This is a genomic window from Tenacibaculum retecalamus, assembly GCF_027941755.1.
GTDB classification, from domain to species: Bacteria; Bacteroidota; Bacteroidia; order Flavobacteriales; family Flavobacteriaceae; genus Polaribacter; species Polaribacter haliotis_B.
Genome location: NZ_CP115916.1, coordinates 1,021,478 through 1,040,733 on the forward strand (window position 1 = coordinate 1,021,478; position 19,256 = coordinate 1,040,733).

The following is a 19,256-nucleotide window of genomic DNA, read 5'->3' on the forward strand; positions in this document are numbered from 1 at the left end:
GGTAGCCGCTGGGTAGCATGAAAAAAGTACTGCCTATTTACTTTATATTTTCATTGTTTTTAGGAACAAGTGTGTATTTTGCTCAAAAACTAAATTTTAATTTGCCAAAAATTATTCAATTTTATTTGAATGATTTTTTAATAATTCCAATTATTTTAATAGGTAGTTTATTTATTTTAAGATGGAGTAAGCAAAATAAAAAGTATCAAATTCCTCTTTGGATTGTTTTATATATTTGTAGCTTATACGCATTATTATATGAATATATTTTACCTAAATTTCACCCGAGATATACTGCCGATATACTAGATGTATTTTTATATTTTATAAGTGGTTTTATATTTTTAATCCTTCAAAAAAATAATAAAAATTAAAAATGTCTTCTAAAAAAATAACATCAAAAACAGTTATAAGAATAAGTAAAGCAATTGCTTATATTGAAGAGCATTTACATGAAAAATTAACTTTAGAAGACGTTGCCTTGAAAGCATATTTTTCTAGATTTCATTTTCATCGACTTTTTTTGACAGTAACAGGAGAAACCCTAAATAATTTTATAACTAGAAAGCGGATAGAAAAAGCAGCATCATTTTTATTGCATCAAAAAGAACTATCTATAACCTTAGTTGCAGAAAAAGTAGGGTTTGCAAGTTTATCTTCATTTTCAAGAACATTTAAGAAATTTTATGGAATGAGTCCTGTTGAATTCAAAAAAGAAAGTGAATATAAATTTAGTGAAATATCTAAATCAGAAAGCAAGAACGGACAAGTAACAACATCTTTTGAACAGTATATTTGTAATGTTAATAATTCTTTAAATTGGTTAAAAATGAATGCAACTACTGAAGTTAAAATTGTACCTGAATTGCAGCTAGCATATATAAGTCATCAAGGAAAGATGGATTTAATTGGAGATGTTTATAAGAGGTTAATGCAATGGGCTTTTCCGAAAGGCTTAATGCAACAAAAAGATTTGCGAATGGTAACAATTTATCATGACAGCCCAAAAATTACTGACGAAGATAAAATACGTATGAGTGCTTGTATGACATTAAATAGGTTAGTGAAAACGGATGGTGAAGTAAATTTAAGAACGTTACCTAAAACTAAATGTATTGTTTCTCATTTAGAAATTAATATATCTGAGTTTCAAAAAGCATGGGAAAATAACTTTGTATGGATGAGTGAACATGGTTTTAAAAAAGCCGATCAAGATCCTTTTGGAATTTATTATAACAACCCTGAAGAGCATCCCGAAGGAAAATGTATTGTAGATATTTGTATTCCTATTCAATAAAAAAAAGGCTGTCTGTTTTACCAGCAACCTTTTTTTTAGAGTAGACATCTAAAAGTATCAATGTTATTTTTAGCTTCTAAAGTAATTTCAGAACCATCTTTGGTAAACCAAGTATGCGTGTCGCCAAGGTAATTCATACCTAAATAATTGGCACTTTCTATAAAAGGCATGGTAAATCCATTTTTTAAATCATTTTCGCCAGAATTACTAATCATAGCCATATTTTTACCTCTCATTAACCTTCCTAAATCTTTTTTATAATGTAGTAAGTCAGACATTCTGTCAAAAAATGTCTTTAAAATCCCACTCATGCTATACCAATAAACAGGTGTAGCAAATATTATGGTATCGTATTTTTGTATAATAGTTTCCATTAATGGAATAAAATCGTCATTTGCATTGCTAAAATCATATTCGAAATCACCAATATTTTTAGTTTTTAAATCGATAATATCAAAATCATTATTTTTATTTAAATATTGAATAATCGTATTTGTATTTCCGTTGCTTTTCGAGCTTCCTTGTATAATTACTCTTGTGTTCATCTGTATTTTTATTTAGAAGATAAATTTCTAAAATTTAATTAGAACAGCATTTAATCTTTAATCGTAAAAATTGATAATTCCCAAGGGAAAATCAATACAAAAAGGAGATTTTTTTGTATTTTTATGCTACTAATTCACTATTGTAAATGAATACAAACACCTATAAGTTTTCGAACGCAACAACATTGAGTAATTTCAGAACGAAAGAAGTGGGTGAAGACGCCAAAAAGAAGCTTAAAAAAATACGAAAAGAAATTAGTGAGTTACAAGATACTATGTATGCCGAAGGTAAGTATAGTATGTTAATTTGCTTACAAGGAATGGATACTTCGGGTAAAGATAGCTTAATTCGTGAGGTGTTTAAAGATGTGAATGCGCGTGGAGTAGTGGTGCATAGTTTTAAAGTACCTACAGATTTAGAGTTGAAACATGATTTTTTGTGGCGCCATTATATCGCGTTACCAGCAAAAGGTAAAATAGGTGTTTTTAATAGAACACATTACGAAAATGTGTTGGTAACAAGAGTACATCCCGAGTATATTTTAGGTGAAAATATACCTACAATTAAAAGTTTAGATGATTTAAATGATACTTTTTACCATGATAGGATGGAAAGAATCAATCAATTTGAAAAGCACATTTCAGATAGCGGAACCATTATTTTAAAATTCTTTTTAAATGTATCTAAAGAAGAACAAAAAAACAGATTGTTACGTCGTTTAAATATTCCAGAGAAAAATTGGAAATTTTCTTCTGGCGATTTAAAAGAACGTAAGTTGTGGAGTAAATATCAAGAATGTTATGTAGATTTATTAAACAGAACTAATACGGATTATGCACCTTGGTATGTAGTGCCTGCAGATGATAAACCAACGGCGAGATATATTGTAGGAAAAACAATTAGCGAAACGTTAAAAAAGTACGGTTTTAAAGAACCTACATTAGCGCAAAAAGATTTAGATAAATTAGACGAGTTTAAAGCTCAGTTAAATAACGAATAATTGCCAAAAAAAAGATGGAATTAAACTTAACAAAACCAATTATATTTTTCGATTTAGAAACAACAGGAATCAACATTGCGAAAGATAGAGTGGTAGAAATATCAATATTAAAAGTGTTTCCAAACGGAAATAAAGAAAGTAAAACATGGTTGGTAAATCCTGAGCTAGCAATACCAAAAGAATCATCAGAAATTCACGGAATTACTGATGAAAAAGTTGCCAACGAGCCAACTTTTAAAGAATTAGCTGTTAGTATAAACGAAATGATTGCAGGTTGTGACTTAGCAGGTTTCAATTCAAACAGATTTGATATTCCGGTTTTAGCAGAAGAGTTAATGCGTGCAGGGATTGATTTTGATATGAATGATCGTAAAGCAGTTGATGTTCAGGTTATTTTTCACAAAAAAGAACAACGTACTTTAAGTGCAGGATATCAGTTTTACTGTGGCAAAGAATTAATTGGTGCGCATGGCGCAGAAGCCGATACCAATGCTACCTACGAAATTTTATTAGCACAGCTAGATAAGTATGAAGATATTGAGAATACTGTGGATGCTTTAAGTGAATATTCAACACATGGTAAACGAGCAGATTTTGCAGGTTTTATTTTGATGAATGATAAAGACGAAGAAATTTTCTCTTTCGGAAAATATAAAGGAAGAACAGTAGAAGAAGTGTTTAAAGAAAACCCAGGATACAATTCATGGATTCAGAATGCTGATTTTCCGTTGTACACCAAAAAAGTATTACGCGAAATTAAAGAGCGAATGGCAGTACCTAAAAAGAAAATGACCGACGGAGAAAAGTTAGAAGCTTTACAACAAAAATTTAATTTAAGATAATTTTTTACTTTAGAGATTATAAAAAAAGAATAAAAAATGTTTACAGAATATAATAATTTACCAACAAACTCAAGAGTTTGGATTTATCAAGCAGACAGAGAATTTAGTATCGAGGAAGTAGAATACATTTGTGCTAAAACCATACTTTTTATTGATAATTGGACACGTCATGGAGATGATTTAAAAGGGTCATTTACTATAAAATATAACCAGTTTTTAATATTGGGTGTAGATGAAGGTTTTAATGATGTATCAGGATGTTCAATAGATTCTTCAGTTCATTTTGTACAAGAATTAGAAAAAGAATTAAGAATCGATTTAATGAATAAAATGAACGTTTCTTTTAAAGATGGTGACAATATTAATGTTGTTAAATTATCCGATTTTCAGCAATTAGCAAAAGATAAAAAGATAACATCAAAAACTATCGTATTTAATAATATGGTAGATACCAAGGAAGATTTTGAAACTAACTGGGAAGTTACTGCCGATAAAAGTTGGCATAAACGATTTTTGGTATAACAATTGATTTTAATTATTGTGTAACGCAATAAAAGTGTAGAAAAAGAAGGAAAAAAACATGAAAAAGATACTCATAATTTTAATAACAGCATTTGTACAAGTACTACAAGCTCAGCAAACGGATCCGTTGTTAGCAAAAGATGCGGACGGACAAGAGAAATGGGTAGATAGCATTATGAATAATATGTCGATTGATGAAAAAATCGGACAGTTATTTATGATACAAGCCTATTCTAACAAGGATAAAAAGCATGAAGTGGCTATTACTGAAATGATAACTAAGTACCATGTTGGTAACTTAATTTTTATGCAAGGAACACCAGAAAAACAAGTCGTTTTAAATAATAAATATCAAGAAGTATCTAAAGTACCACTAATGATTGGTTTTGATGGTGAATGGGGTTTAGATATGCGTCTTAAAAACACGTATCGTTTTCCTTGGAATATGACTTTAGGTGCAATTAAAGATAATGAACTGTTAGTAGCAACAGGAAAAAGAATTGGTGAACACTGTAAAAGAGTTGGTATTCATATCAATTTTGCTCCGGTGGTAGATATCAATACAAACCCTAAAAATCCGATTATCGGAAATCGATCTTTTGGAGAAAATAAAGAAAATGTAACTCAAAAAGCAATTGCTTTTACAAAAGGGATGCAAAGTGCAGGAGTGTTAGCAAACGCAAAACACTTTCCAGGGCATGGAGATACAGCGGCAGATTCGCATCATACATTACCAACAATTAATTTTAGTGAGCAACGATTAGATTCGTTAGAGTTGTATCCTTTTAAAAAAATGTTTAAAGAAGGTGTTGCTAGTGTTATGACAGCACATTTAAGTATTCCTGCTTTAGAAACGAATGTGAAATTACCATCATCATTATCAAAAAATGTTGTGACTACTTTGCTACAAGATAAATTAGGTTTTAAAGGATTGATAATTACGGATGGTTTAAACATGAAAGGAGCTGCTAATTATTCAACTCCAGCACAAATAGATGTTGCTGCGATTTTAGCAGGTAATGATGTATTATTGATTTCTCAGGATGTTCCTGGTTCAGTAAGATTGCTTAAAAAAGCATTAACTGATGGAGAATTAACAGAAGAACGTTTGAATTATTCTGTAAAAAAGATATTAAAAGCGAAGTATTTAGTCGGTTTAAACTCGTATAAATCAATTGATACAGAAAATATATCAAAAGATATAAATTCACCTTATGATGAGGTTTTACATAGAAAATTAATAAAAGATGCGATAACCGTTGTAAAAAATAAAGAAGCTATTTTACCAATTAAAAATTTAAAGGATAAAAAAATAGCATACGTTGCTTTAGGAGATGCAAAAGGAAGTTCTTTTGTTGATATGTTAAAAAATTATACGGCATTAGATGTCGTTTCAGACAAGCATTTGAGTGTATTAAAACAAAAACTAGAAAAATACAATTTGATTATTATTGGTTTTCATAAATCAAATAAGAATCCTTGGAAAGGTTATAAATTTTCAAATAAAAATTTAGTTTGGTTACAAGAAATATCAAGAAACAAAAAAGTTATTTTAGATGTATTTACGAGTCCGTATAGTTTACTTCAGGTAACATCATTTGAAAACATAGAAGGTGTTGTAGTATCGTATCAAAATAGTGTTTTATCGCAAGAGTTATCAGCGCAAGCTTTATTTGGCGCTTTTGATTTAAAAGGAAAATTACCGGTATCAATTAAAGAAAGTTTTAAAGAAGGCACCGGGGAGTTTGTAAAGGGAATTAATGTGTTTCAATACACAATCCCTGAAGAAGCGGGAGTTTCATCAGAAAAATTATCAATAATTGATAAAAGAATTGATACTATTTTACAACAAAAAATGGCACCAGGAGGGCAGGTTTTTGTAGCAAAAGACGGAAAAGTAATTTATAATAAAAGCTTTGGCTATCATACAAATACAAAAAAAAGAGCTGTAAAAAATTCTGATATTTATGATTTAGCTTCTTTAACAAAAATATTAGCATCATTGCCTATGGTGATGAAAGCAGAAGAGGAAAGAAAATTAAGTTTGTACTCTAGTTTAGGTGATGTTTTACCAAGGTATAAAGATTCTAATAAAGACACTTTATTAATAAAAGAACTATTGTCTCATTATGGTCGTTTACGCTCATGGATTCCTTTTTATATGAATACTAGAGATGAAGAAACAGGTAAGAACTCAGTAAAATATTATCGAAAAATACGAACAGGTAAGTTTAATATTAAAGTTGCCAGAAACTTGTATTTAAAGCGAAGTTATAAAGATTCTATATACAAGCATATTGTTGAGTCTGAACAGCGAGCAAGAGTAGGCTATAAGTACAGTGATCTAGGTTACTATATGATAAAAGAAATTATAGAAAAAAAATATAAGAGGCCATTAAATAAGTTAGCAGATGAATATTTTTATAGCTCGTTAGGTGCTAACAGAACAAGTTATTTGCCGCTTGCTAAATTTAGAAAATCTGAAATTGTACCAACAGAAAGAGATACTTATTATAGAAATCAGCTAGTACATGGTTATGTACATGATATGGGCGCAGCTATGATAGGTGGTGTAGGTGGTCATGCTGGTTTGTTTTCGAATGCGAATGATGTAGGGAAGATTATGCAAATGTATTTACAGGAAGGAACTTATGGTGATAAAAAATATTTAGAACCAGAAACCGTACAGAAATTTAATAAGCGTTACTATGCAAAAAGAAAAGTAAGAAGAGGTTTAGGTTTTGATAAACCTCAATTAAACCCCAAAGTTAAAGCAACTTGTGGCTGTGTTTCAGATGAAAGTTTTGGGCATAGTGGTTTTACCGGAACTTATACTTGGGCAGATCCTGCAACAGGAGTGGTATATGTTTTTTTATCAAACAGAATATATCCTACGATGAACAATAGAGGTTTGGTAAAAAGCAATATCCGTACTAAAATTCAGGAAGATATTCAAGATGCTATTTTAATGACGGAGTAGTACTTAATTTGGTGTAAAAAAGGACTGTTAAAATTGACATAACTAAATATACAATGGCAATTTTCCAATCAAAAAAGAAATATAGGATCAAACTTTGTAATATATAAAAAAGAGGAAAAAGCACTATGCTTAAGGTAAATCGAAATGTATCAATAAATTCAATTTCGGGTACTTTTTTACTTAACAGTTTCCAAATAAAATAAGGAATAACACTATTTATTAAAAGTATATAATATAAGAAAGAAGCGTAGTTTTTACTACGTTTTTTTTCTTTTGGAAAAGAACCAGATTTAAGAATAGCATTTGTCGCACCAACTTTTGTAAAATCTACTTGAGCTTTATCTAGTTTCTGTATTGTAGTTGTATAAAACTCATCATTTGCTATATGAACACTTAAATTTTCTAGTTGATGAGCAACTTGTTCTTTTATTGTTTTAATAGATTTAAAAATATCATTTTGATTATAAAACTCATTTGCTAAAATAGGTTTTCCGAAATTTAAAGTAACTTTAGAAGGATAGCTAGATGAGTTTTGATATGTAAGACCAATAGGGACAACATGAATATTTAGATTAGGGTATTTTTCTAAAGCACCGTAAATTATTCGTGTAAAGCCTTTACTTAAAGGCCTAATGGTTCGTTTTCTATTATGACTTCCTTCTGCAAAAATAAGTAAAGTCTCCTTGTTATTTAAAAGGTCTTGACAATCATTAAAAATGGCTTCATTTTTTGATAATTGTTTTATCCCATCTCTTATGCGGTAGATTGGCATTAAACCTAATAAATTTAAAAAAGCAGCAGCTATTGTATTTTTAAAAACAGCAGCACGTACTAGAAAATGAATTTTTCTTTTGGTATTTGTAGCAATTAATAAAGGATCTATTAATGCGTTTGGGTGATTTGCAACAAATAAAACAGCACCTTTTTTGGGAACATTATTTTCACCTAATACCGTTATTTTTTTTGAATAAAAAAATAAACCGATTTTAATATAAATTTTAAAAATTGAATATAAAAGTGTTTTCATTTACTGTTTTTTTCGTCCCCAATAAGTTGCTAAAACCATTCCAGAGAAAACATCCCAAATTCCCCAAAAAGCTGCGAGTAAAGCCATGCCTCCTAAACCTTCAAAAAAACCAAAAATTAATAACAGTCCTAAGCCTCCATTCTGAATTCCGGTTTCTATAGCAATTGTTTTACTATCTGATTTGTTTAAACCAAAAATTTTGGCGGTAAAAAAACCGAGAATATAGGCGAAAATATTATGAAAAATAACTAAAAACAATACGTGATGAATGTAGTTTTTAAAGATGCTTAAATTTTGAGAAAAAGCGATTACAATTAAAAGAATAAATACGGTCATAGAAAGAGGTTTTAATACCTTTTCTATCTTTTCTGCCATTTCAGAATGATAGTGTTTTATGAGCATTCCGAGTATTAAAGGAATACCTAGAATTAACGAAACAAGTTTAAATAATTCAAACGGATTTAACTCAACTGTTTTTAAAATTGCATTCGTAGGCTCGTATAAACTTCCCCAGAAGTGTAAATTTACTGGAGTCATAACAATACATATAAGTGTTGCGAAAGCTGTTAAACTTACAGATAAAGCAGCATTACCGCCAGCCATTTTACTGAAAAAATTAGAAACGTTTCCGCCAGGACAAGCTGCAATCATCATCATTCCTAAAGCAAAACTGGGGTGTGGTTGTATTAAAATAATTGCTAAAAAAGTAGCAGCAGGTAATAATATAAACTGAGATAATACGCCAACAAAAACAATTTTAGGTTTTTTAAAAAGTCGCTTAAAATCGTCAAGTTTTATGCCTAACGCAACGCCGAACATAATTATAGCAATGGCAATATTTAATAACCATAAACCTTCTGAATCGAAGTTTATTTTAATACTATCTATTTGTGTTTCACTAATGTTTAAAAGCATACTCTATAATATTTGATCCCATTTTTAAAGCTTTCATTCTTGTTTCTTTAGGATTATTATGAATTTCAGCATCTTCCCATCCATCACTTAAATCACTTTCATAATCATAAAAAACAATTAAACGGTTTTTGTAAAAAAGTCCCAACCCTTGTGGTGGTTTTTTGTTGTGTTCATGAATTTTAGGCATTCCTTTAGGAAAAGAAAATGTTTGATGATAAATCGGGTGATTGTTTGGTATTTGTTGTAAAGTTAGTGTTGGGAAAACTTTTGTTAATTCCCGCCTTATATATTTATCTAACCCATAATTATCTGATATATGAATAAATCCGCCCGAGATTAAGTAGTTTTTAAGATTTTTAGCTTCATCGTTCGTAAAAAAAATATTTCCATGACCGGTAACAAAAATTATTGGGTAATTATTTATGTTATCATCATCGAGTGTTATTGTTTTAGCTTTATCAATAGTCGTATGAATGTTTGTATTACTAAATTGTATTAAATTAGGTAGTGCTGTTGGGTTAGCATACCAATCACCACCACCTTTATATTTTAAAGTGGCAATTTGCTGAGAGAAAATGAAAGTGTAACTTATAAGAAATATAGGCAGTAAAAGGTTTTTCATTTTTTTGATTTGCATTATAAAAAGCAAGATAACAAAAGAACAATAAAAAACACCAATATTACTATTGGTGTTTTGTTCCCCTTAAGAAATTAATTGTATTTGAAGATCCCCCTTAACTGATATTCAATACTTATAATCTAAATTTCCGCTTCCGAAGATAATTAGATCTTAAGTTTTAAGAGTTCGGAATCATCCAGTTTGGGTGTTTAAGGACTAATCTTAATGAAAATTGAATGATATTATTGCATAAATAGTATTAAAAATAAAAAACACCAATATTGCTATCGGTGTTTTTAGTAGTATCTTTTTCTTTTTCATTACTGAGAAGAATCTCAATAATTTACTTTCGAAGCTATAGTTCTAAAAAAGAAAACCCCTTCAAAAATCTCCATTTTTAGAATTTATAAACCTCTGGTACAAATATACTAAGGATATAAAAATAAGGAGTTCGAAATCATCCAATTTGGATGATTTCGAACTATTTTATTGGGTTTTAAATTTCAATAGCTTTAGTTTTTTTAAACTGAACAGGTGTATAGCCCGATTTTTTCTTAAAAGCAGTATAAAATGTCGATTTTGAGTTAAAACCAGATTCTAATCCGATAGATGTGATTGTGTAATTAGAATAACTTGGATCAAGTAAAAGCAGTTTAGCTTGCTCAATTCTTTTTTCATTAAGGTAATCTGTAAAAGATTTTTTAGCAATATTATTAATAATTAAAGAAAGTGTACTTGTGCTTAATTCAGTATCTTTTGATAATTTTTTTAAGGTGTATTTAGGTAGTAAGAATTTTTTATTTTTATCAATAAAATTATCTATTTCTAAAAATTGCTCTTTGTGTTTTTCAGAAGAAGTGTCTTTAGTATTTAAGTTTATTGTTTCAAGATTAAAACCTTCATCTAAATCAATTAATAATGATTCTCTAATTTTCTTACGCTCCTTTAGTATTCTTATTTGTTTTAATCCTTGGTAGCCTAACCAATAAATAAGTAATGTTGTATAAATTCTTAGAGGATAGTAAGAGAATAAGAAACCAGTAAAGTTCATTTTTACTTTAATGATTAAAGCAAGTATCCATAATACATAACCTACAGTTGTAAGTTTAAAAAAAGTATACACCCATTTTAAATTATCGAAAGATGTTATTTTTGTAAAAAGTTTTTCTTTTCTATAAAGTATATATAGCGAATAAATAAAAACACTTAAAGAGATGGTTAAGCTAAATATTTCTTCAAAAGAAGTGTATCGTTCATAAATGTAATTTAAATTATCTTGAGAGTTTGTGTCATTGTAGTTATATACGAAAACAATTTGTGTTGCGATTATAATTAAAAATAAAGGCACTATTGCTTTTAATATATTATACGATTTCTTAGATAAATTTAAATAATTTATAAGGAACATATATAGGAAGGGCATTGCTAAAAAATGCCAAGGTATTTGTAAGTAATCTAAAGAGAATTTATGTTGAAATAAATGTTTCTCTAAAGCCCAAGATTGAATATTGTTTAATGAAATAGCAAGTATTAGAAAGTTTAAATAAAGCATGCTTTTTTCTCTTCCGTTTTTTGAACAAAAAAGGATAATACTAAAAGCAAAACCATGTAAGGCGCTAATAAGTAAAAACAGGTTAAATAAAGTAGGGGTATCCAATAAGTAAGGTTTTAAACCAAATATATAAAAAAAAATGAATTATTGATTGATAAAAGCAATACTTTGAACGACATTTAAACCAGCAGTTTCGGTTCGAAGGCGATTTTCACCTAATGAAATAGGTGTAAAGTTTACAGTAAATGCTGACTCAATTTCCTTCATTGAAAAATCACCTTCGGATTCAATGAGTATTGTTTGTTTAGCGTTTTTAGCAGCGCTGTTTTTTAAAAGTTTTTTTTCAATATTTTCTTCGCAATGGGCGATAAATTTTTCTCCTGAGAAGTTTTGTTTTATGAATTCTGAAAATTTTACAGGATCATTAAGTTTTGGTAATGTAAATTGTAATGATTGCTTCATGGCTGATTGCACAATTTTAGATAATCGTTCAATCTTCACTATTTTTCTTTCAGAGTTGTCGCAAATAATAGGGGTAATTTCATCAATACCAATTTCAGTTGCTTTTTCTAAAAACCACTCTAAACGATCATTATTTTTAGTAGGTGCAATAGCCACATGTAAATAATAATCTCTGTTATTTGGTTTTTCTTCTTTTTTTATAACCGTTGCAAGACATTTTTTGTCACTAGCAATTGCTATTTCTACTGAAAATAAAAACCCATTACCGTTTGTAATGTGTAATATGTCACCTTCTTTTTTTCTTAAAACACGAACAATATGCCTGCTTTCTTCTTTTTCGAAGGTAATTTGTTTGGTGTTTGGAGTGATATTTTGATTAAAAAATAGCTGCATTATAAATCTAATTTATAAGTTCTTCTTCGTTTGTGTGTTGTTGGATTAAAATCTTTCCAAATTTGATGGATAGCGATATTATCTTCTAATTCTGGAGTTCTAATACAATTTATGATTCCTTTTTTAGAAAAAGTATCACAATATTGTTTGAATATAATAGCAAAAACACCTTTGTTTTGATATTCAGGCGCTACACCAATTAAGTAAAAGGTAACGTCTTTTGAGTTTTTTCTAGCGTTTAATAAATGAAAAAGGCCAAAAGGAAAAAGCTTACCTTTTGCTTTTTGAAGTGCTTTAGAAAATGAGGGCATTACAATGGCAAAAGCAACTAATTTATTATCTTTATCTACCACAAACTTTATATATTCAGGATTGATAAAACTGATGTATTTTTCTTTAAAATGGGTTACTTGTGCATCAGAAATAGGTACGTAAGTTGATAATTTTGAATATGCTTTGCTAAATAATTCAAACATTTCATCAACGTACGGCATTATAGCTTTGGTTGAAGTAAAACTTAACGGTTTTAAACCGTACCTTCTTTGAATGATGTTACTTGCTTTTCCGTATTTTACAGCATCTACATTTTTAAAAAGAAATTTATTTTCTAAATATTCCTTTTCTTTCTTTAATCCTAGTAGCTCAAAATGTTCCGAATAATAAGGATGATTATACCAAGTAATCATCGTGCCAATATGGTCAAAGCCGTCAATAAGTACTCCGGTTTTATCTAAGTTATTAAAACCAACAGAGCCTTCAAGGTATTCTAAGTTATTTTCGCGACCTATTTCTTTAACTTTATTTAGTAGTGCTTCAGTAACCTTTATATCATCAATAACATCAAACCAACCGAATCGTATTTTTTTAATTTGTTGTTTTTCTACTTCATAAGTATTTATAATAGCAACAACTCTTCCTACAATTTTTTCGTCTTTTAATGCAATAAAAAAAAATGCTTTTGCGTTTTCAAAAACAGGATTTTTATTAGGGTCGAAATTATCAATCTCATCACTGATAATAGGAGGAACCCAGTTTTTGTTATTTTTATAAAGAGAAAAAGGAAATTTAACAAATTGTTTCATTTCCTTTTTTGATATTACTTCTTTGATTTTAATCATACAGCAAATGTAAGATTTTTAATTGTCCTTCTTTTGCTCTTTTTCGTCTTCCTTTTTTAAATCCTCTTCTAATTTTTTAATCTCTTTTTCTAGTTTTAAACGCTCTTCTTCTTTACGTTTTGCTTCTTTTAAAAGATTTTTTTCTATCTCTTTACGTTCTTTTTCTTTACGCTTAGCTTCCTTTTCTTCCTCTTTTTTAATGTTTTTCTCTAATTTTAAACGCTCTTTTTCTTTGTTTTTAATAGCTTTTTCAGCTTCTTTTACTGCTTTTTTTGCAGCTTTCTTTTCAGCTTTTGTTGTTTTTTTCTTTTCTTTAATATCTTCTTTAACAATAACATCAACTAAAGATTTAGAGCGCTCTCTTTTTGGTCTTTGTATAGTTATCTTTTCTTCTTTTTCGCCTTCTTTTATCGTTACAGTATGTTTGTCTTTCTTTTTAAATACACCTTTTATTTTATCAAATAAACGACCAAAGAAACCTTTGTTTTCTGTGTATTTAGTAGATTTTTGTTCTTCAATTTTATTACCAAACTCATCTACTTCTAAAAATTTATTATGATGCCTGTTTATCCTGTATGAGACTCCTACACTTGTATAAAGTCCTATTTTTTCTTGATCAAAACTACCTCTTAGTGTAGCATTAAATTGCATATCTTCATTAAATAGATAAGCAGCTCCGATACCAACATTATTTTTACGTTCGTATTTTTCGAAAGTATCTTGCCATTCTGCAAAACCAGACCAATAATCATTAAAGTTATAAGTACCTGTAATAATGTATGATAATTCCGTAAAGTCGGTGCCTATATTGTCGTAATATAAGTTTGTAACCACGTTAAGTTTAGTTGAAAACTCATTTTGAAGCAATAAACCAACTTTCGGGCTAATACCACCTTTTTTGTGTGGTGTATTTAAGATACTTCCAAAATTAAGCCCAGCATAAGCTCCGATATGTGGAATCCATCTTTTGTAATCAAAAGAATGTCTTGCTCTCCAACTTCTAATTTCTTTCTTTTTATCGTTGTATTTAGGCGTATAGATTAAATACTTTGCTCCTAAGGTAAGTTGCCCTAAGCCAAATTCGTTATATGAAGATTCAAAAACGTTCTTAAAAGCAATTTTATCGCTCAGTAGACTGGTTTTTAAATTAAATTCTAACTTTTCAGAAAAAAAACTGGTTCTAAATAAAAGGTTTAAACCTTTAGCTTGTGGATTACTGAAAGTTGGTGTTGCACTTGTACTCCTAAAAAAAAGACTACTTTCAAATTGATACACACCTGATCCAACACTATAAGGACTTTCAGAAAAACCAGGGTTGTTTGAGTTTATAACCGTTGTATACTGGGCATTTGTAGCCAAGGTTAACAAAAAAGTAATAAACAAAAGAAGTTTCTTAATCATGTTGTAAATTCAATTAATACAATTAGTACAAACATACATAAAATACAAATTACTATATAATATAAGTTTTGTAAAGTCTTAACGCTTCGTTTTGCTTCAAATTGTTATTTTTGATTAATTTTTTATTAAAAGTTAAGATGATACATATAAATGAAGCTGGACCTATGAATTTTTTAAGAACCATATTAATAATTATACTTGTTTATTACGTGCTAAAATTTTTGGTGAAGTTATTTGCTCCTTATTTATTAAAAAAAGCGGTAGATAAAGTTCAGAAAAAAGCAGCACAACAATATAATAATCAGCAAGAAAGTACTGTTGATGAAGGAAAAACAGTTGTAGATAAAAAACCACAAGACACTAAACAAAGCAATAATTCGGTAGGGGAATATGTTGATTTTGAAGAAATAGACTAAGCATGAATTTTAAAAAAATGATTCCGTATGCGATAACAATTGTTGTTTTTGCAATTATATCGCTGCTATATTTTAATCCGGTTTTAAGCGGAAAACGAATAAAACAAAGCGACATTACCCAATTTATAGGAATGTCTAAAGAAGTAAAAGATTATAGAATAGCCAATGATGAAGAACCTTATTGGCTAGGAAACGCTTTTAGCGGTATGCCTGCATATCAGGTTAGTGCGTATTATCCGAATGATTTTGTTAGATATATTGATAAAGCGATTCGCTTTCTACCGCGGCCTGCAGATTATTTGTTTTTATATTTCTTAGGATTTTTCTTGTTACTAACAGCCTTAAAAGTAGATTGGAAGCTTGCCATTTTAGGAAGTTTATCCTTCGGGTTTTCTACATATTTGATTATTATTTTCGGTGCGGGACATAATGCAAAAGCACATGCAATTGGGTATATGCCAATGGTACTAGCCGGAGTTTTATATGTTTTTAGAAAACGTTATTTAGTCGGATTTGTAATTACAGCTTTAGCAATGGCCTTAGAAGTATACACAAATCACCCGCAAATGACTTATTATTTAGGTTTTTGTTTGTTGATATTGGCAATTGTAGAATTTATAGAAGCTTTTAAAACCAAAACATTACCAGTATTTGCAAAACAAGCTGCGGTATTATTGGTTGCAATGTTTATTGGTTTAGGCGTAAATTCTACCCGATTATTATCAATGAAAGAATACGGTGATTTTAGTACACGTGGAAAATCGGAATTAACGATAGCTCCTGACGGATCACCAAAAGAAAAATCTACAGGATTAGATAAATCATATATTACCGAATATAGTTACGGAATTGTAGAAACTTTTAATTTGATAATTCCTCGTTTTATGGGAGGAGGAACGGTTGAAGAATTAGGAGAAGATTCTAATTTTTATCAAGTTTTAGAACAAAACGCAGGTAAAAGTGTTGCTAAAGATTATTCGAGTCAGGTTTTAACATATTGGGGAACACAGCCAATTGTTGAAGCGCCCGCATATATTGGTGCTATTTTATTTTTCTTATTTTTTTTAGGCGTTTTCTTAGTAAAAGGACGTTTAAGAAATTGGTTGGTAGCCGCTACTATTTTTTCAATTATGTTAAGTTGGGGAAAAAATTTCTCAATACTCACCAACTTTTTTATTGATTATGTGCCGCTGTATAATAAATTCAGAGCGGTTTCATCTATTCAGGTAATAGCAGAACTATGTGTGCCTTTATTAGGAATGATAGCTTTACGAGATTTTTTCTCATCAGAAGTAGCATCCGAAGAAAAAGAAAACGCATTAAAAAAAGCATTTTATGTTTTAGGCGGAATTACTTTATGTTTTGCGGTATTCGGATCTAGTTTATTTGCTTTTGAAGGATTAAGAGATAGTCAATATCAAGAATTACCAACATTAATAGATGCTTTAATTGCGGATAGAAAAGCGATGTTGTTTAACGATAGTATTCGCTCATTTTTATTGGTTTTAGGTGCAGCAGCTTTGTTGTGGCTTTATCTAAAGGAAAAATTAAAACAAGTGCCGGTTTTAATTATTTTGGGAAGTTTAATTCTTTTCGATTTAGTTTCTGTTGATATGAATTATGTAAATAAAGAAGATTTTACATCAGCAAGAAAAGTCTTAAAACCATTTACACCAACTCAAGCTGATAAAGAAATATTAGAAGATAAAAGTTATTATCGTGTAGCTAATTTTGGTGGAAACCCGATGCAAGATGGTAGAACATCGTATTTTCATAATTCGATTGGTGGTTATCATGCTGCGAAAATGAAACGCTATCAAGAGTTATTTGATTATCAAATCGCAAAAAATAACATCAACGTATTAAATATGTTGAATACAAAATACGTTATTGTTGGTGAAGATAAATTTCAAGAAAATACGGATGCAAACGGAAATGCGTGGTTTGTTAATTCTTTAAAAATAGTTAATTCAGCAAATGAAGAAATACGAGCGTTAGATAGTTTAAATACTAAAATATCAGCTGTAATTAATGGACGAGAATTAAAAAGAAGTCCACAAGGATATATGGATTATAATAATATATTTAAAAAAGATTCAACAGCTACAATTTCATTAATTAAAAATAATGTTACAACCTTAGTTTATAAAACAGCTACGCAAGAAAATCAGTTTGCTGTATTTTCAGAAATTTATTATAAAGATGGTTGGAATGCTTATTTAGATGGCGTTAAAACTGAACATTATCAAGTGAATTATGTGCTTAGAGGTATGAATATACCAAAAGGAAAACACGAAGTTGTATTTAAGTACGAGCCAACCGTGATAAGAACCGGAAATATAATTACATTATTTTGTTATGCCTTATTATTGCTAATTCCGATTGGCTGGTTTGTAATTCGTAAAAAGAAGCAGCAAAAATAAATTTAGAGTTCAATTTTTTTTAAATAAAAATTAATGAAAACATATTATCCTCAAAAGAGATATAACCATACAATAAAATTTTTAGAGAAGGTGTTGCCTGCTCCGGCAACTATTTTAGATTTAGGAACTAGAAATAGGTTTACCGAAATTATGGAAAATCATGGGTATACTGTGATCAATACCAAAGGAGAGGATTTAGATTTTATTACGGATATTGTAAAAGAGCACGAAGTAGATGCAGTAACATCGTTTGAAATTTTCGAACATATGTTAGCTCCTTTAAATATTTTAAAAGCCATAAAAAGCACAAAGCTAATTACTACAATTCCGTTAAAATTATGGTTCGCAAACGCCTACAGAAGTAAAACGGATGTGTGGGACAGGCATTATCACGAATTTGAAGACTGGCAATTTGATTGGTTACTAGAAAAATCGAACTGGAATATTGTGGACTCAGAAAAATGGACAAGCCCTGTTAATAAAATTGGTTTCAGACCAATATTAAGGAAATTTATTCCGAGATATTATGCTGTTTACGCAGAAAGAAAGTAGTTGTAGATGAGAATAGGAATGATATTGGATAAGGTTTTTCCGCCTGATCCTCGTGTAGAAAATGAAGCAATTGAGTTGATAAAAAACGGACATGAAGTGTTCTTGTTTTGTTTGACTTATGGAGGGGAACAGCAGGAAGAAACAATCAACCAAATTAACGTTAAGCGATACCAATCTAACAAGTTGGAGTATAAACTATCTGCTTTAGCATACACCGTTCCTTTCTATTCATTATTGATGAAAAAGAAGATTGTCGATTTTTTGTTTAATAATAAGATTGAAGCTATTCATATTCATGATATCCGAATTGCAGAAGCAGTTTTTTTAGCAAATAAAAAACAGCAATTACCTGTCGTTTTAGATTTGCATGACAACATGCCAGAGGTGATGAAGTTTTATCCGCACTTGCAGAAATTTCCTGGAAAGTATATCATTTCTCCAAAAAAATGGCAGCAAAAGGAAGAAGCATTTATTAAAAAGGCTGATAAAGTAATTACGGTTTCTCAAGAATTTGTGAATGAAGTAGTTGATAGAACTAAAATTACTGAAAATAAAGTAGTTTTAGTACCAAATACCATTCGTAAATCTTTTTACGATGCCTTTGAGCTGAATACAGCCATCATCAAAAAATATAAAGAAAATTTTGTAATTCTTTATCTGGGAGATACTCATGTTCGCAGAGGTCTACTAACGGCAATACGAGCTGTTGCAAAATTAAAAGAGCAAATTCCGACTGTTAAGTTGGTAATTGTAGGTAAGAATACGACCGATTATGTTTTAAAAGCAGAAGTTGAAAAGTTGAAAGTATCAGATTTTGTTGATTTTGAAGGTTGGCAAAACGTTTCGTTGTTTCCGTCTTATATAGAGGCTAGTGATGTTTGTATTTCACCTTTACGACGTAATATTCAGCACGATGTGGCTTATGCGAATAAATTATTTCAATACATGAGTTTAGCAAAACCATTATTGGTAAGTAACGCCATTGCTCAGAAAAACTTAATTGAAAAAATAAATGGAGGTTTGGTACATGAAGCACAAAATGTAGCAGATTTCGAGGATAAAGTTTTAACGCTATATAATGATACAGCTCTACGACAAGAATTGGGTAAAAACGGAGAGAATTTTGTTAAAAATGAATTCACTTGGGATAAAACTTCTGAAGGATTAATCGATTTATACAATAATTTATAA

Annotated in this window: 18 protein-coding genes; 10 read left to right on the forward strand and 8 right to left on the reverse strand. The window is 29.6% G+C overall.

All coding sequences use genetic code 11. The annotated features are described in order from the left end of the window. Window positions 1–17 precede the first annotated feature (17 nt). Together PG912_RS05000 and PG912_RS05005 are read left to right on the forward strand one after the other, a co-directional pair. The gene (locus PG912_RS05000) at window positions 18–374 is read left to right on the forward strand and encodes a hypothetical protein (RefSeq protein ID WP_275688720.1); all 357 of its coding nucleotides are present in this window, start codon (window positions 18–20) and stop codon (window positions 372–374) included. 2 nt (window positions 375–376) lie between these two features. Next, complete coding sequence (locus PG912_RS05005) at window positions 377–1,297, forward strand: AraC family transcriptional regulator (protein ID WP_275688721.1); 921 nt, start codon at window positions 377–379, stop codon at window positions 1,295–1,297. A 35-nt stretch (window positions 1,298–1,332) separates the two neighbouring features. On the opposite strand, the gene PG912_RS05010 is transcribed toward PG912_RS05005, so the two are convergent. Next, window positions 1,333–1,842 (reverse strand): flavodoxin family protein, encoded by a 510-nt coding sequence (locus PG912_RS05010; RefSeq protein ID WP_260585140.1) that lies wholly within the window; start codon window positions 1,840–1,842, stop codon window positions 1,333–1,335. A gap of 146 nt (window positions 1,843–1,988) precedes the next feature. On the opposite strand from PG912_RS05010, the gene PG912_RS05015 reads away from it, so the two are divergent. Genes PG912_RS05015 through PG912_RS05030 form a run of 4 tightly spaced genes read left to right on the forward strand, consistent with a single transcriptional unit; the run spans window position 1,989 to window position 7,187 of the window. Next, window positions 1,989–2,843 carry a PPK2 family polyphosphate kinase gene (locus PG912_RS05015; protein ID WP_275688722.1) on the forward strand — a complete coding sequence of 285 codons (855 nt, stop codon included), beginning with the start codon at window positions 1,989–1,991 and terminating at the stop codon, window positions 2,841–2,843. A gap of 14 nt (window positions 2,844–2,857) precedes the next feature. Then, a complete protein-coding gene (locus PG912_RS05020) occupies window positions 2,858–3,685 on the forward strand; it encodes a 3'-5' exonuclease (protein WP_275688723.1) in 828 nt (275 codons plus the stop codon). A 36-nt stretch (window positions 3,686–3,721) separates the two neighbouring features. Further along, window positions 3,722–4,207, forward strand: coding sequence for an ABC transporter ATPase (locus PG912_RS05025; RefSeq protein ID WP_260585143.1), 486 nt, complete (start codon window positions 3,722–3,724; stop codon window positions 4,205–4,207). A gap of 58 nt (window positions 4,208–4,265) precedes the next feature. Continuing rightward, a complete protein-coding gene (locus tag PG912_RS05030) occupies window positions 4,266–7,187 on the forward strand; it encodes a glycoside hydrolase family 3 N-terminal domain-containing protein (RefSeq protein WP_275688724.1) in 2,922 nt (973 codons plus the stop codon). Here the strand turns inward: PG912_RS05030 and PG912_RS05035 are convergent. The 7 genes from PG912_RS05035 to PG912_RS05065 all read right to left on the reverse strand — a co-directional run bounded on the left by PG912_RS05035 (window position 7,168) and on the right by PG912_RS05065 (window position 14,674). After that, the gene (locus PG912_RS05035; RefSeq protein ID WP_275688725.1) at window positions 7,168–8,214 is read right to left on the reverse strand and encodes a lysophospholipid acyltransferase family protein; all 1,047 of its coding nucleotides are present in this window, start codon (window positions 8,212–8,214) and stop codon (window positions 7,168–7,170) included. The two genes, PG912_RS05030 and PG912_RS05035, sit on opposite strands and share 20 nt — an antisense overlap. Next, a complete protein-coding gene (locus PG912_RS05040) occupies window positions 8,215–9,129 on the reverse strand; it encodes a bile acid:sodium symporter family protein (protein WP_275688726.1) in 915 nt (304 codons plus the stop codon). After that, a complete protein-coding gene (locus PG912_RS05045) occupies window positions 9,113–9,751 on the reverse strand; it encodes a DUF4159 domain-containing protein (RefSeq protein ID WP_275688727.1) in 639 nt (212 codons plus the stop codon). The genes PG912_RS05040 and PG912_RS05045 overlap by 17 nt, the downstream gene beginning before the upstream one ends. Window positions 9,752–10,244: 493 nt before the next feature. Next, complete coding sequence (locus PG912_RS05050; RefSeq protein WP_275688728.1) at window positions 10,245–11,405, reverse strand: helix-turn-helix domain-containing protein; 1,161 nt, start codon at window positions 11,403–11,405, stop codon at window positions 10,245–10,247. A 39-nt stretch (window positions 11,406–11,444) separates the two neighbouring features. Further along, on the reverse strand, window positions 11,445–12,155 hold the full coding sequence (locus PG912_RS05055) for a 16S rRNA (uracil(1498)-N(3))-methyltransferase (protein WP_275688729.1): 711 nt from the start codon (window positions 12,153–12,155) through the stop codon (window positions 11,445–11,447). Continuing rightward, window positions 12,155–13,273 (reverse strand): GTP cyclohydrolase, encoded by a 1,119-nt coding sequence (locus PG912_RS05060; protein ID WP_275688730.1) that lies wholly within the window; start codon window positions 13,271–13,273, stop codon window positions 12,155–12,157. Before PG912_RS05060 ends, PG912_RS05055 begins: the two co-directional genes overlap by 1 nt. 18 nt (window positions 13,274–13,291) lie before the next feature. After that, a complete protein-coding gene (locus tag PG912_RS05065; RefSeq protein WP_275688731.1) occupies window positions 13,292–14,674 on the reverse strand; it encodes a transporter in 1,383 nt (460 codons plus the stop codon). Between the two features lie 137 nt (window positions 14,675–14,811). On the opposite strand from PG912_RS05065, the gene PG912_RS05070 reads away from it, so the two are divergent. From PG912_RS05070 to PG912_RS05085, 4 genes are read left to right on the forward strand one after another with little or no spacing between them, the layout of a single operon-like run. Next, the gene (locus tag PG912_RS05070) at window positions 14,812–15,090 is read left to right on the forward strand and encodes a DUF4834 family protein (protein WP_275688732.1); all 279 of its coding nucleotides are present in this window, start codon (window positions 14,812–14,814) and stop codon (window positions 15,088–15,090) included. A gap of 2 nt (window positions 15,091–15,092) precedes the next feature. After that, complete coding sequence (locus tag PG912_RS05075) at window positions 15,093–17,513, forward strand: YfhO family protein (protein WP_275688733.1); 2,421 nt, start codon at window positions 15,093–15,095, stop codon at window positions 17,511–17,513. A 33-nt stretch (window positions 17,514–17,546) separates the two neighbouring features. Further along, the gene (locus PG912_RS05080; protein ID WP_275688734.1) at window positions 17,547–18,065 is read left to right on the forward strand and encodes a methyltransferase domain-containing protein; all 519 of its coding nucleotides are present in this window, start codon (window positions 17,547–17,549) and stop codon (window positions 18,063–18,065) included. Window positions 18,066–18,071: 6 nt separating this feature from the next. Next, entirely contained in the window at window positions 18,072–19,256 is a 1,185-nt protein-coding gene (locus PG912_RS05085) for a glycosyltransferase family 4 protein (RefSeq protein ID WP_275688735.1), read from the forward strand.

Excerpts from the sequence above, each read along its gene's own strand:
- PG912_RS05035 (WP_275688725.1), bottom strand. The coding sequence starts at position 8,214 with ATGAAAACACTTTTATATTCAATTTTTAAAATTTATATTAAAATCGGT.
- PG912_RS05065 (WP_275688731.1), bottom strand. The coding sequence starts at position 14,674 with ATGATTAAGAAACTTCTTTTGTTTATTACTTTTTTGTTAACCTTGGCT.
- PG912_RS05040 (WP_275688726.1), bottom strand. The coding sequence starts at position 9,129 with ATGCTTTTAAACATTAGTGAAACACAAATAGATAGTATTAAAATAAAC.
- PG912_RS05010 (WP_260585140.1), bottom strand. The coding sequence starts at position 1,842 with ATGAACACAAGAGTAATTATACAAGGAAGCTCGAAAAGCAACGGAAAT.
- PG912_RS05005 (WP_275688721.1), top strand. The coding sequence starts at position 377 with ATGTCTTCTAAAAAAATAACATCAAAAACAGTTATAAGAATAAGTAAA.
- PG912_RS05025 (WP_260585143.1), top strand. The coding sequence starts at position 3,722 with ATGTTTACAGAATATAATAATTTACCAACAAACTCAAGAGTTTGGATT.
- PG912_RS05030 (WP_275688724.1), top strand. The coding sequence starts at position 4,266 with ATGAAAAAGATACTCATAATTTTAATAACAGCATTTGTACAAGTACTA.
- PG912_RS05055 (WP_275688729.1), bottom strand. The coding sequence starts at position 12,155 with ATGCAGCTATTTTTTAATCAAAATATCACTCCAAACACCAAACAAATT.
- PG912_RS05070 (WP_275688732.1), top strand. The coding sequence starts at position 14,812 with ATGATACATATAAATGAAGCTGGACCTATGAATTTTTTAAGAACCATA.
- PG912_RS05060 (WP_275688730.1), bottom strand. The coding sequence starts at position 13,273 with ATGATTAAAATCAAAGAAGTAATATCAAAAAAGGAAATGAAACAATTT.
- PG912_RS05045 (WP_275688727.1), bottom strand. The coding sequence starts at position 9,751 with ATGAAAAACCTTTTACTGCCTATATTTCTTATAAGTTACACTTTCATT.
- PG912_RS05020 (WP_275688723.1), top strand. The coding sequence starts at position 2,858 with ATGGAATTAAACTTAACAAAACCAATTATATTTTTCGATTTAGAAACA.
- PG912_RS05085 (WP_275688735.1), top strand. The coding sequence starts at position 18,072 with ATGAGAATAGGAATGATATTGGATAAGGTTTTTCCGCCTGATCCTCGT.
- PG912_RS05015 (WP_275688722.1), top strand. The coding sequence starts at position 1,989 with ATGAATACAAACACCTATAAGTTTTCGAACGCAACAACATTGAGTAAT.
- PG912_RS05075 (WP_275688733.1), top strand. The coding sequence starts at position 15,093 with ATGAATTTTAAAAAAATGATTCCGTATGCGATAACAATTGTTGTTTTT.
- PG912_RS05080 (WP_275688734.1), top strand. The coding sequence starts at position 17,547 with ATGAAAACATATTATCCTCAAAAGAGATATAACCATACAATAAAATTT.
- PG912_RS05000 (WP_275688720.1), top strand. The coding sequence starts at position 18 with ATGAAAAAAGTACTGCCTATTTACTTTATATTTTCATTGTTTTTAGGA.